Annotated in this window: 9 protein-coding genes; 3 read left to right on the forward strand and 6 right to left on the reverse strand. The window is 41.9% G+C overall.

Annotated elements, in window-relative coordinates; translation table 11 throughout:
• Positions 1–2: 2 nt before the first annotated feature.
• Positions 3–1,265, reverse strand: coding sequence for a CapA family protein (locus tag ACZ47N_RS05525; RefSeq protein WP_464888136.1), 1,263 nt, complete (start codon positions 1,263–1,265; stop codon positions 3–5).
• 235 nt (positions 1,266–1,500) lie between these two features.
• On the opposite strand from ACZ47N_RS05525, the gene ilvD reads away from it, so the two are divergent.
• Complete coding sequence (gene ilvD / locus ACZ47N_RS05530) at positions 1,501–3,174, forward strand: dihydroxy-acid dehydratase (RefSeq protein ID WP_464888137.1); 1,674 nt, start codon at positions 1,501–1,503, stop codon at positions 3,172–3,174.
• 114 nt (positions 3,175–3,288) lie between these two features.
• Here the strand turns inward: ilvD and ACZ47N_RS05535 are convergent, their stop codons facing one another.
• The 3 genes from ACZ47N_RS05535 to ACZ47N_RS05545 all read right to left on the reverse strand — a co-directional run bounded on the left by ACZ47N_RS05535 (position 3,289) and on the right by ACZ47N_RS05545 (position 9,354).
• A complete protein-coding gene (locus ACZ47N_RS05535; RefSeq protein WP_464888138.1) occupies positions 3,289–5,541 on the reverse strand; it encodes an EAL domain-containing protein in 2,253 nt (750 codons plus the stop codon).
• A 171-nt stretch (positions 5,542–5,712) separates the two neighbouring features.
• A complete protein-coding gene (locus ACZ47N_RS05540; RefSeq protein ID WP_464888139.1) occupies positions 5,713–7,371 on the reverse strand; it encodes a methyl-accepting chemotaxis protein in 1,659 nt (552 codons plus the stop codon).
• 228 nt (positions 7,372–7,599) lie between these two features.
• Positions 7,600–9,354 carry a sensor domain-containing diguanylate cyclase gene (locus tag ACZ47N_RS05545; protein WP_464888140.1) on the reverse strand — a complete coding sequence of 585 codons (1,755 nt, stop codon included), beginning with the start codon at positions 9,352–9,354 and terminating at the stop codon, positions 7,600–7,602.
• 262 nt (positions 9,355–9,616) lie between these two features.
• Here ACZ47N_RS05545 and ACZ47N_RS05550 point away from each other — a divergent pair, with 262 nt between their 5' ends.
• Together ACZ47N_RS05550 and ACZ47N_RS05555 are read left to right on the forward strand one after the other, a co-directional pair.
• Complete coding sequence (locus tag ACZ47N_RS05550; RefSeq protein ID WP_464888141.1) at positions 9,617–10,264, forward strand: PHP-associated domain-containing protein; 648 nt, start codon at positions 9,617–9,619, stop codon at positions 10,262–10,264.
• Positions 10,265–10,408: 144 nt separating this feature from the next.
• Positions 10,409–11,407 (forward strand): copper amine oxidase N-terminal domain-containing protein, encoded by a 999-nt coding sequence (locus ACZ47N_RS05555; RefSeq protein ID WP_464888142.1) that lies wholly within the window; start codon positions 10,409–10,411, stop codon positions 11,405–11,407.
• A gap of 21 nt (positions 11,408–11,428) precedes the next feature.
• Here ACZ47N_RS05555 and tyrS read toward each other — a convergent pair whose 3' ends face one another.
• Entirely contained in the window at positions 11,429–12,364 is a 936-nt protein-coding gene (gene tyrS, locus ACZ47N_RS05560) for a tyrosine--tRNA ligase (protein WP_464888143.1), read from the reverse strand.
• Positions 12,365–12,512: 148 nt separating this feature from the next.
• Positions 12,513–13,046: a TetR/AcrR family transcriptional regulator C-terminal domain-containing protein gene (locus ACZ47N_RS05565; protein WP_464888144.1), complete on the reverse strand. Its 534-nt coding sequence runs from the start codon at positions 13,044–13,046 to the stop codon at positions 12,513–12,515.
• Between the last annotated feature and the right edge of the window lie 223 nt (positions 13,047–13,269).

The raw sequence follows: 13,269 nt of genomic DNA on the forward strand, positions 1-13,269 counted from the left end.
TTTTAACTCTCTGTCCCTAGCTTTTTTTCTGCCTTCCCATCTCCATGAAAGTATAGGGATGAATTAAGGCGATTTAACCTTTCCAGAATTCGATTGCGCTCCTGCTGATCATCTAACAATCGCACTAAACCAAATCGTATTTCTGCTGGATATACCTTTACTTGTGTCATTTGTTCTGGGGTCAGTTCCAGTTCAAGGGCTACGGTATCGTTTGCTAGGGAAGCATGGCTGGTGGTGAACACAAAATTCCCCAAAGAATAAGCCGTAAACTGTTTAGGACCATTCCATTCCATCCTTTGAAGTACGTGGGGATGGCTTCCAATAATGATATTGGCACCAGCCCTTTCCAAAGATTTTTTCAGAACCAACTGATGTTCATCCGGCTCTTCTTCTAGCTCCTGTCCCCAATGAAGATACGGAATAACATAATCCACCTTTTCTGACCATTTTTCTACATAACGTGTCAAAGGCTCTGGACTATAGGCTGTTGCCATTCCTGGCCGTGTATCCGTTGCTCGCCATTCTGGAATTGGAATGACTCGAGAAGCTCCAAAAATGGCAACAGATACGCCATTTATTTCTGTCGTATAAGGTTGAAAGGCTTCTTGATGGTTTCTTCCGATGCCGACATAATGAAAACCCTCTTCTTCCAAGGTTTCAATGGTTTCCATCACAGGTGCATCCATTCCGTGATTATTGGCCAAGGTAAAAACGAGTTTGTCCTGATAAGGTTTAAATAATTCCAAATACTGGGGCTTTGTCTGAAAGGCAAAAAGTTTGTCTTCCATTACATTTCCACTGGTCCCCACAGCGGTTTCTAAATTCACCACAATAAGGTCCGCCTTCTCCAATACGGGTGCAAATTCCCTTAATGGATAATCCATCCCATATTGATCCATGGCCCCAGCCACATTGCCAGTCATCATGCTGTCTCCCAAAAAAAGCACTGTGAGACTCTCAGAATGGTGGTAGGCCTCTTTTGTTGCTTCCTTCTGTTGGCTTTCTTCCTTTTCTACTTTTTCTACTTCTTCTACTTCTTCTACTTCTTCCACTTCGTCTACTTCGTCTTTTTCTACTATCGAATGAATTCCTTCTTCTAACTTGGCTCTTAGGGGATGAAAAAAATCCCTTGCTTCCAACTTTCCTATTCCCTGATCAGCAAAGGCCAATCCCATCAACATGATTGGAATCATCAAGATCAAGACAATGTTTCGGATTTTTTTACCTTTTTTCTGTTTCTGCAGTCGTCTCTCTGTTCGAGTCATCTATAGTTCCCTCCATACTCTTATCCTTATGCCTTAAACCCACATCATAGCCGCTATGCCATGAAAAATCAAGAGGCATAGCGGCCTGATTGGAATCTGTCTTTTCCTACCACAATAGAAAGTGGCTTTATGGTAAAAATGTTTGCAATTGACTAGCTTTATGTTCTATAATATTCTGATAAGCCTTACTATTCTTAATTGACCCTAGGAAAATTTATGTGGGAGGTTATTCACCATGAAGAGTCACCAAATAACACAAGGAGCACACCGTGCTCCTCACCGTTCTTTACTGAATGCACTGGGCATGAGCCAAGAGGAAATGCATCGGCCCAAAATTGGAATTGTCAATTCCTTTAACGAAGTAGTTCCAGGCCACACCCATCTGGATAAAATAACCAATGCCGTTAAGATGGGGGTTGCAATGGCAGGTGGCATGCCTATGGAGTTTCCAGCCATCGCCGTATGTGATGGAATTGCTATGGGCCATCCTGGCATGAAGTATTCCTTGGTAACCAGGGAGTTGATTGCCGACTCAACGGAGGCCATGGCTATTTCTCATGCTTTTGATGGGCTTGTAATGATTCCCAACTGCGATAAAAATGTACCTGGACTCCTAATGGCAGCCGCTCGCTTAAATATCCCTACTATTTTTGTCAGCGGTGGGGCGATGCTGGCAGGTACCGTTAAGGGAGAAAAAACTAGTCTTTCCTCAGTCTTCGAAGCCGTTGGTCGCCATGCATCCGGAAAAATAAGTTCTGAAGAACTGACCGCCTATGAAAATAAAGCCTGTCCCACCTGCGGCTCCTGTTCTGGCATGTATACAGCCAATAGTATGAACTGCCTTACAGAAGCTTTGGGCATGGGCCTAAAGGGAAATGGAACCATTCCTGCTGTTTATTCTTCACGAGTGCAATTAGCCAAATTGGCTGGTATGCAGATTATGAACTTATTAAAGGAAGATATTCGTCCGCGGCAAATCATGACCGAGAAAGCGTTTAAAAACGCCTTAACCGTTGATATGGCTCTGGGATGCAGCACCAATTCTATGCTTCATCTTCCTGCCATTGCTTATGAAGCTGGTGTGCAATTGGATTTGGAAATGGCCAACCAAATCAGCGAAAAAACCCCTAATTTATGCCACCTTGCACCTGCTGGCCCTGCCTTTATCGAAGACTTGGAGGCGGCTGGCGGAGTCTATGGGGTGATGAACGAACTAAATAAAGTGAATTTAATTGAAAAAGATGCCTTCACCTGCACCATGAAAACCGTAGGAGAAAACATCCAAGGATGTCATAATCAAAATCCAGAGATCATCCGCCCCATTGACAATCCCTTTAGCGCCACAGGAGGCATTGCGGTACTTAAGGGAAATCTGGCACCAGATGCTTGTGTCGTAAAGGCTTCTGCCGTTGCTCCTGAAATGATGCAACACAGTGGACCAGCACGGGTTTTTGACAGCGAAGAAGAAGCTACGGAAGCCATCCAAAATGGAAACATTAAGGCTGGTGATGTAGTGGTCATTCGATATGAAGGACCTAAGGGCGGCCCTGGTATGCGAGAAATGTTGAGTCCTACCTCTGTTATTGCTGGGATGGGATTGGGCAGCGAAGTAGCCCTTATTACAGATGGACGCTTTAGTGGCGCTACGAGAGGTGCTTCCATTGGTCATGTATCACCAGAGGCAGCCGTAGGAGGCCCTATTGCTCTGGTGGAAGAAGGAGACCTGATCACCATTGATATATCCGCCAAAACCATTGATTTTGAAGTGCCAGAAGACGTTCTCACTAAAAGAAAAAACGCTTGGAGGCCAAGACCTCCCAAGATCACCAGTGGTGTGTTGGCCCGATATGCTCATATGGTGACCAGCGGTAGCCAAGGTGCTATCCTGAAAGTCCCAGATATCCAATAAATGTTTTCCCTTTTTCTGGAGGGACGAAGCCAAGGATGGAGCCATCCTTGGCTTCGAATTGTAGTCGGATCAAATGAAAACCTCAAAAAAGTAGGTGAATCTAGCTAAATGACTTTAATAAGTCCCTTGTTGCTGTCGATATAAGGCTTCAAACTGATTCCATGTCATGGGTTTTGCATAGAAGTATCCCTGTAACATATCGCAATCATAATCCCCCAACAAATCGGCCTGTTTCTGTGTTTCCACTCCTTCGGCGACTACTTTCTTCCCCAAAGCATGGGCCAAGTTAATCATGGATCGAACAATGGCTTGTTTGGAACCACTGTTTTCCATATTATTAACAAAGGATTTATCAATTTTCACTTCTTGGACTGGCATAGCTTTTAAATGATTCATGGATGAAAAGCCAGTGCCAAAGTCATCCAAGGAAATGCGCACCCCCATCTGAGAAAGCGTCTCTAAGGAACGTACTACGTCACCAGAATCCATCATGCTGATGCTTTCTGTTACTTCCAACTTCAAATAGTTGATATCTGCAAATCCCATCTCATAGTATGCTTTAAAATCTTCTAAAAAAGTTGGGTGCTGTATTTGTCTGATCGATACATTAACGGAAAGATCTAAGGATTCATGACCTTTGATCTTCCATTCATGCATTTTCTTTGAAGCCTCCGTCATCACCCAACGACCAATTTCTACAATTTGTCCAGAGTTTTCAGCCACCGGAACAAACTCCGTTGGCGAGATCCTCCCTTTTTCTGGGTGTTCCCATCGAATAAGTGCTTCCACGCCTTTTATTTTTCCTGTTTTTGCTTGGATCTGTGGCTGATATTCCAAGCTGAATTGTTGTGCTTCCATGGCATCATAGAGATCTGCTTCCAATTCAACTCTTTTTCGCACCTTTTCTTGTATTTCTTGATAAAAAAACTGATAGCGACAATTGCTTTCTCTTTTTGCTTGATTCATGGCCGCATCCGCACAGGCAAATAAGGATTGGGCATCCACTGCATCCTTGGGATATAAAGCAATTCCAGCTGTGAAATACGGGTATAAGGTTACTTCTTCCATCACCATGGGTTGATGCACTTTTTCAAAGAGTTCATCCAGATAAGCTTGCAAGGCTTCCTTGGTTTCTACTTTGCTTATACAGAGGATAAATTCGTCGCCCCCCATTCTGGCAACCATGGAGTGTTGGCTTTTTGCTTCGGATAACCGATTTCCCAATTCTCTTAAAAGCTGATCCCCTGCTAAATGGCCATGTATGTCGTTGACGCTCTTAAAATCGTCTAAATCCATTAAAACAAAGGCAATCATCTCATTATTTTGACCGTCTGTTTCTATTTTCTCCTCTAGATACTCATGCACCGATCTCATATTCGGAAGACCGGTCAACTCATCGTGATGAGCCATATGCTCGATCACCTGGATATAATGCTGCAATTGATCCACCTGATCGCATAACTCTTCTTCCATGGCTCTTATTTCTTCATAAGAAGCTTGTAATTCTATCATTTGATTTTTGATTGCAAAATACCGAGTGCTGGCAATCAGTCCCAACAGTAAAATACCCAGAAGTAAAAGGATGCCCATCTGTCGCTTTCTTTGTTCCTCATAAAAATGAGGAGAATTTTTCTGCAGATACTTCTGATAGGTAGCTTCATACACGCCTGTTTCTTTCATTTCTTCGAGGCGTCTATTCATAAAACCAACTAGTTCCGGTTTTTCTTTGCTAACGCCATAATGATAGGCCCGCGGGAAAAGCCCTGTTTTATAGGGAGCAATATAGCCTTGTAATCTGTTTTGGACTAATACATGGGCAAAGGCATCTTCTTCCGCAAACACTAAATCCACTCTACCAGCCATTAAGGCATGCATGGCTTCTTCTAAGCCAGCAAAACTCATATAATCTGTTATGCCTAAGTCTTCTTCCAGTAAAAGCGCATCTGAATAGGCTTCTCCTATACCAATCCTATAGTCTTCTATCCTATCCATGGAAAAGGCTTCTATTCTGTCCGTACCAAAAAATCCTTGGCTTACTTGAAGAATAGGATCTGTAAACAGCATCGCTTCTTTACGCTCTTCTGTAATCCCTAGAGCACTAATGACATCCGCCTTGCCCTGCTGAACATATTCTAAAACCAGTGGCCAACTTTCTCCGTGAACCACCAATCGGTACTGTGGATCTTGAAAGATTCGCTGAATCAATTCCACATCAAAACCATCCATTCCTACGGCGGTTTCGTAGGAATAGGGAGGATAGGCTTCATCGGCATAGTAATTAACAATCTCTACATATCCATGAACAGAAACACTCTGGAATGTCATTGTAAAAAGCAATAAGAAAAGGATGGCAACTATTTTTTTCAACGGAAGAACTCCTTCGTTTTGCCAAATTGAATAATTCAGAATAATACTACTAATTATACCATGTAGCCCTTGTTTTTTCCAATAGGCCTAGGCCTTAAACCTCCAAAACAGAACAAAACTCTCTGCTTTTTTATCAGCAGAAAGTTTTGTATACTAGCTATATCCCACGTTTTAACGCTTAAATTTTGATAATGCTTCTTTTAGGGACTCAGCCACCTCTGCCAAGTTACTGGTAGAACTAGAAACTTCTTCCATAGAAGCGGTTTGTTCTTCCACAGAAGCGGAGGCTTCTTCGGTGCCTGCTGCATTCTCTTGGGCAATGGCAGACAAGTTTTGCATCAATACAATAATCTCATTTTTCTTACTTTCCATGTGATGCCCTGAAGCGCTTAAGGATTTTATAGATGTTTTCATTTCTTCGATTGCTTTGTCGATGCCCATGAATTTCTCATTGGTTTCCATAATCCCTTTTCCTTGTGCTTCTACGATTCCACCTACTTTTTCCATTGTTTCTACTGCAATTTCAGTTTTTTCTGTGAGCTCTTCTATCACCATTTCAATTTCACCAGTAAATCGACTGGTTTGCTCCGCTAATTTTCTAATTTCATCTGCAACTACCGCAAATCCTCTGCCTGCTTCTCCAGCTCTGGCGGATTCGATGGCTGCATTCAGGGCCAAAAGATTTGTCTGATCGGCGATATTGGCAATCATTTCACTGGCGCTTTTAATTTTTTGGGCACTTTCATTGGTTTTCCCTATAACGCTATTCACCTCTTGAGCCGCTTTGCTGCTCTCATCGGTTTTACTGACAACATGCTTCATAATGTCCATTCCCTCTTGCTGCAAGGTGCTTACTACTTCCGAAGTATGGTCCACTTTTTTTGTCTGATCATTATTGGCTTCTATCATATCTCCCAGATCCTGTATGTGATCCATGCCTTTTTCTGTATCATTTGCCTGATCTGTTGCACCTCTGGCAATGTCTTGAATAGCTCCTGCTACCTCTTCCACGGCTTTGGCGGTTTCTGCTGCTACGCTTTGTAAATCATGGGAGGTTTTATTCACGTCTTCAGCCAGTTTATCACTTTGTTCCAAAAACTCTAGTACGCTTTTGTTGGATAGGAGAATGGCATGGACCATCCTTCCAAGTTCATCCTTTCTCTCTTTCAGTTTCCCTGGAATACTCTCTGTTGATTCCCTAAAATTAAGCTCGCCTTGTTTTTGAATAATGGCGGTCATCCACTGGATGGGTTGCACCAACATTTTTTGACTAACGGCTATAATCAAAACAATGGCTATGACTCCTGCCATCATCGACACCAGCATTATTTTTCTTAAACTATCCGACAGAATCTGATTCATGGTGGCCGTATCCACGTTTATACCAATATTCAAAGCTCCTACATGTTCTCCTTCATGGTAGATGGGCGTCAATACATCTAGTACCTGAGAATCTGTAACGGACCAGTGGAAATAGCCCGAAAATGCTTGCCCGTCCCTAGCAGCCGCTATGCTTCCCGGATCGTCTAGTTCGATGCCAATACGACTAGCATCACTGTGGGCAATTGCCTTAAGGTTTTTATCAATAAACAGGGCATAGGCCAAATCGTTTTCTTGATCAATGCCTTCGATAAAGGATTGAAGGTTATTCATGTCGATCATTTCACTATATAAGTCTACCAGCTTTAATTCCGATACTTTCCACTGTTCTAATACCTCATCCCGTATCACAGATCTAGTGACCAGATTAACACTGGCAAAGATAACTGTTAGGGATACTAAGATTGCTAATGACAACTTAAAGGTAATACTACTGGTTATTTTTTTCATATCCTCCACATCCTTCTGTCTCATTTTCTATGTTGCTTTTAAAGCTTATGTTCCATTCATCCTAGGCAGCCCTTTGTGTTCCACCACCCCTCTCTTTCATTCTCCTTCTCATGGCCAATAAACAAAGACGCTAGGCGATGGTTCTATATTACTTGTTTTTAATGTTTACCCAATTCGCGGAGTATATCACACATTTATGAAAAAACTGTCAAAATCCTTGGCTCTTGTTTATATTTTAACCTTATTTCTTCCTGATTTCTTGGCTTTATACAACAGTTCATCTGCCCATTCTACCAAGGTTTCAAAATTCAGATTTTTTCCTGCAACAATTCCAGCACTCATGCTAATGGGTTTGTTACAGGCAGCAGGGGTTAGCTTTTTTATTTCTTCTTGGATACGCTGGATAATTCGGTAGGCTTGTTCTCTTTTGGTGTTGGGAAAGATAATCGCAAATTCATCGCCACCATAGCGACACACAACATCTTCCTGCCGACAGCAGTCTTTCAATGTCTGACCTATCAATTGCAACAATTTATCGCCTATGGTATGGCCGCACTCATCGTTAACTTCTTTAAAGTAGTCTAAATCTATCATTGCTAAGGCCATTGTTTTTTCATGGTCTCGGGCTAATTCTATTTCTCTTTTAAGCAGATCATAGAAGGCTTTATGATTGTAAAGACCTGTCAATCCATCTAATTGTGAAACACGAAACAGCTGTTCATTTCGAAGGGTTAGTTTCTGATTGGCTTCTTCCAGTTCAGAGGTAACCTGATCCACCAAATGAGTTAGGGCTTTGATACTCGATAATTGACGATCGGCGGTATTCCTTCTACATAAAGTATATTCATCCCATTCCACCTCTGGCTTTCGATGAGAATCTTCTGACAAAAAGACCATGGTCATGGTTGCGTTAAGCACATGATTGGTATGCTCCTTTCGATAAAACTCCCCATAGGTAAACAGGCCAGCCGTCTTCATGACCCTAGACAATGGTTTGATTTCTCGCAGGACATGTTCTCCCAGAAGAGCTTTTCTGGCGGCACAGGAAAAAATCAAAGCGGCTTCCGCCGCCACGGATTTCATCGGAGGAAAATCCTCTTCCATGTTTTCCAGCATCATAGATGGGTTCCCATATCCAAACTGCACTACTTCATTCTCCAGCAAATCACCGGCGTAAAGCATACTCCCATCCTGATGTATCCCTACCACGCAACGTGCCAGATCCATTCCCTTTCGATGCACCATCAGCGGAAAATCTGCCCCTATAGAATGAGGCAAGGCGTCGGCCTTGTTTATCCCCAAATATTGATGGTAGATTTCCGTTACCGGACGATGATCTATTTCATACACCTGATTGCCCATGGATTTTGTCACCTTCATTTCTTTGCCAATCCTCTTCCAATTTAGGCGGTGTGCCGCAGAAACCATTAAGTGATGACTGTTAAGAGACACTCCTACGACGGAATTTTCTAACACTTGATGGTTCAAAAACACCAAGGTTTTTTCAAGTCGAAGATTATCGCCTGCCATTCCACCTGCTACGGGAACCTGATCCGATTCCTTGGAAACCCCTTGTAACAGCCGGGATGGATTTGTATGCAATCCTTCTGCAAAGAGCAGTAGCAATTGGCTATGATCCCTTAGGATGTCCTTGGCCATCGAAGATCCAACTTCTTCTTCATTTTTGTCCTGTATCTTGTAAGCGCTTCCACTAATTTCTACAGGGTATTGAAAGCAGCAAAAAGTAATGTGAATGCCCTCTTCATGCACCTTCACCCCTTCTATGGTTCCAGCAGCAGAGCAACCCGTCAGAGTTGACTCCGGCAACATTTTCATAATGTGAGTATTTACTTCCACTATTGTATCCACAGGCTCCACATTGGTAAAAACCAGTACCAAAAGTTCTTTTCCTTGCAGTTTATTTTTCTTAATAAACTGGTTCAAATGATCTTTTGACCTGTAACGGATGTTGAACATTTCCATTACATTCGCTCCCTCCATCTCAATCCAATCTTCCAGTTTCTCTAGACTTTAGTGTAGCATAAGTCTCTCTTTCAAACCATGGTTATTATCCTGCATTTCCAGAAGAGACTCCTCCAAAACCCTAGTTCCATTCATCCATAGGTACTCTCTATCGATTATCAAAAACCTATTGAAAAATCCAATTTTAAAACCCTTGTGAATCATGGTATGATTCTATTGGTTAATCCTTTCTACTTTACTAGGGTAAAGGTGGTTCTTGATTATGTTAATCGATCTGCATCTCCATGAAAAACAACATTCTGCTGACAGTCAATTGGATGTAAAAGACATTGTCCGTCAAGCAAAAATAAGAGGCCTGGATGCCATTGGCATTACAGACCATGACAGTATAGGGCTTTTTCCTCAAGCGGAAAGGCTCTCCCAAGAAATGAATTTTCCTATTTTTGTTGGTGCCGAAATCCTTACCTACGAAGGTGATTTGCTGATTTACGGCGTAGATCATATTCCAGAGCACAAAATGCATGCCCAAGAACTCATTGATTGGACGGAAAAACGTGGGGGCATTTCTATCGCTGCCCATCCTTATCGAGAAAATGGGCGAGCCTTGGGAGATACCATGTTTTCCTTAAAAGGATTATCCGGTGTTGAAGCCTTGAACGGAAGTACGCCTATGCCATTAAATGACCGGGCCTGCCATGCGGCTTTTGATCTGAAACTTCCTCTTCTCGGGTGTAGCGATGCCCACCGTCAAGAAAAAGTGGGGATTTTTGCCACCAAATTCTCACAAAAAATCTCCCATGTCCAAGACTTGGTTCGTGAAATTCGAGCAGGCCGTACAAATCCTGTTTATTCCTACCAAAATACGTATCATTCTTTAGACCTTGAATCAATGAAGGAACTTGCGGTTTAAAGGGTTTCTAGGTCCCCATCTAAGTCACCAAGAGGATGTTGTTCGCCAACATCCTCTTTTTTTCTTTTAGCTGCAACTTTTTCTTAAAGTCCTGCGTCTTAATCTTTAGTACGAACTAACACTACTTTAGGAGGAGAATAGACTATGTGTAAATCTACAAGAAAAAAATCCTTGAAAAGGACTTTGGTATTGACTTTATTGCTGACCATGATCCCTATGATGGCTTTGGCTGACACGAACCATCCAGAAGAAAAAGAGGCCGTTGCTTTCCAAAAAGTTACGGGTTCTATCCAAGAAATTCAAGAAAGTCAGGATTCCGACGCTTTCATGATGAGGCTAGAGGATGCAGAGGGAAATCCCTTCGACTTACGCATTTCTGAACAGACCCTGAGTATGACACAAGCATCTCCCCAAAAAGGCGATGATCTTGTTGCCTATTATGATGCCCGCAGACCTATGATTACTATTTATCCGCCACAATATAAGGCCGTGGCCTATATGGTGGAATCAGGCCCTCAAGGATTATTTGTTGGGATATTTGATGAAAGCTTAACAGACACCACTCATTTTCTTCGTTTAAATATTAGCGAAGACACAAAGGTAATGGATCAGCAGGGTGACCCTTACACGGAATCTTTGGAAAACCAAGCCCTAGCAGTCCTCTACAGCGCTGCAACCAAGAGTATTCCAGCACAGACCAATCCAGAACTGGTCGTGGTACTGGAAAACCACCATCCTACTTCTGAAACAAAGGAAATAGACGTTGCTTCCATGGACCTTATCGTAGAGGGAGAGAAGTTGGAGGCTCCCCAAGCTTGGATGACTGAAGACCAGGTTGTCATGGTCCCCGTAGGGCCTATCGCAGAAAAGTTAGGGTTTAATGTTATGTGGAGCGAAGAACTCCAATTAGTCATGCTCAGTGATAGTATTACCTTAACCATCGGCGAAGATGCTTATGTTAATATGAAATATGATGATCCTATTGAGATCGGACAAGAACCTGTTATCCGTAATGGACGAAGTTTTGTCCCACTTTCTTTTTTCAAGGATGTCATCCCATTGAATAATGCCTATGTATCTGAAAATCAAATTGTTATCAATAAGAATTTGGCTGAAAAGTTTAATGAGGAAAGAATGGATTAATTCAACCCTAAAGGCCCCTATCTAAAAACAGACAGGGGCCTTTGTTTCACCATGAATCATCTTTGTTAATTCATACGCCAATTGCTCTTTTGCTTTGTTTAACTGTTTCCCCTGCCACGTTTCCATTTCCTTGATGGTTTCTATGGGTATAAAGGTCAACATCCGTAAACATTTCAACACATCCGCATCTCCTATATTCCGCCAATACTGGTAAAATTCAGAGGGGGATGTTTTCTTTGGATCTAGCCAAACAGCTCCTTTAGCAGTTTTCCCCATTTTTCCTCCTTCTGAGTTCATCAGTAAGGTGTTTGTCATAGCATAGGTATTGACCCCTAGTTTACGCCGAATCAGTTCTCTTCCACCCAGCATATTAGACCATTGATCATCGCCGCCAAATTGCATATTGCAACCATAATGTTGATACAGGTAGAAAAAATCAAAGGACTGCATAATCATATAATTAAGCTCTAGAAAAGACAGGCCTTTTTCCATTCTTTGCTTATAGCACTCTGCCCGTAGCATATGATTCACAGAAAAATGAGTCCCTATTTCTTTCAGTAGTTCTATGTAGTTAAGATCCAAGAGCCAATCTACATTATTGACCAAAACAGCCTTGTCTTCGCCAAATTGGATGAATTTTTCTATTTGATGTTTAAAGCATTCACAATTTCTTTGAATCGTGTCTGCCTCCATCATGGAGCGTAAGTCCATCCTTCCAGAGGGATCTCCCACATACCCAGTGCCTCCACCCAGCAATACAATGGGTTTGTTTCCGGCCATTTGCAAACGCTTCATTAAACATAATGCAACAAAGTGTCCCACATGCAAGGAATCGGCTGTAGGGTCAAATCCAATATAAAATGTAGCCTGTCCTTGATTGATTTTTTCCCTAATCTCTTTTTCATCCGTAACTTGAGCAATCAAACCTCTCTCTACCAGTTCATCATACATATTCATCTTACTATTTCCTCCTATCTTTTCCCTCTAAATTATCCTCCGTCTCAAAAAAACGGTGAAGCCAAGGGATGGAATGGATTCCATTCTAAGATAGGGCTTCAGGAATGTAAAGTCACACTATGGCAAAAATGTAACCCTCTCCTTCTATTTATTCTTCAATGTGTTGGAGTATTTCTTGTGGTAAGGTATTTTTAATTAATTGGACGAGTTTTTTCTTGTCCATCTTCATTCCACTACAGAGCCATTGAATGACCATATCCGTCCCCCCACGAGAAGCAATTTCAATGGCAAATTCCACAGATTCTTTCTGCACCTCTATCCCCTTACCCTTCAGGTATTGCTCATAGGTTTTTTTCGTCAAGGCAATATCCGCATTTCTGAGGCCATTAACATCTTGACTATCATAAGCATTCTTCAACACTGTGTATTTTTCCTGATATTGCTCCAAGTATTTTGTCAAGGCCTCTTCCCAAGTAAGGTGGTTGTTTAAAAGGCCAAAACTCTCTTGGAAAATGCATGCTAAGTACCAATTAGAAAGATCATATTTATCTTTAAAGTGCCGGTAAAATGTTTTTCTGGAAAATCCGCTTCCTGCAACGATTTCACTGACATGAATTGCGTCTAACTTTTTGTACATCAGCAACTGTTCAAGAGAGGCTGCATACCTGCTTTTTGTATCCATTCAACAACTTCCCTTCTATTATGCCTAGAAAGAATGAGGGTTCAAACATGGGAGAGGAGAACAACACTGTTGTTTCATAGTTATCGTCTCGACGTTCACACCTCGAAAAAATGAGTAAAAGAATTATATTCATTAAAATAATAGCACTCACTTTACCTAAAAAAAGCACAAACTATTCAACTTCTGCTATAATCGAACTACTAATTTCTGCAAATACTCTAAT

This window comes from Tindallia texcoconensis (assembly GCF_055383815.1).

Excerpts from the sequence above, each read along its gene's own strand:
- ACZ47N_RS05545 (WP_464888140.1), bottom strand. The coding sequence starts at position 9,354 with ATGGAAATGTTCAACATCCGTTACAGGTCAAAAGATCATTTGAACCAG.
- ACZ47N_RS05565 (WP_464888144.1), bottom strand. The coding sequence starts at position 13,046 with ATGGATACAAAAAGCAGGTATGCAGCCTCTCTTGAACAGTTGCTGATG.
- tyrS (WP_464888143.1), bottom strand. The coding sequence starts at position 12,364 with ATGAATATGTATGATGAACTGGTAGAGAGAGGTTTGATTGCTCAAGTT.
- ilvD (WP_464888137.1), top strand. The coding sequence starts at position 1,501 with ATGAAGAGTCACCAAATAACACAAGGAGCACACCGTGCTCCTCACCGT.
- ACZ47N_RS05540 (WP_464888139.1), bottom strand. The coding sequence starts at position 7,371 with ATGAAAAAAATAACCAGTAGTATTACCTTTAAGTTGTCATTAGCAATC.
- ACZ47N_RS05525 (WP_464888136.1), bottom strand. The coding sequence starts at position 1,265 with ATGACTCGAACAGAGAGACGACTGCAGAAACAGAAAAAAGGTAAAAAA.
- ACZ47N_RS05555 (WP_464888142.1), top strand. The coding sequence starts at position 10,409 with ATGTGTAAATCTACAAGAAAAAAATCCTTGAAAAGGACTTTGGTATTG.
- ACZ47N_RS05550 (WP_464888141.1), top strand. The coding sequence starts at position 9,617 with ATGTTAATCGATCTGCATCTCCATGAAAAACAACATTCTGCTGACAGT.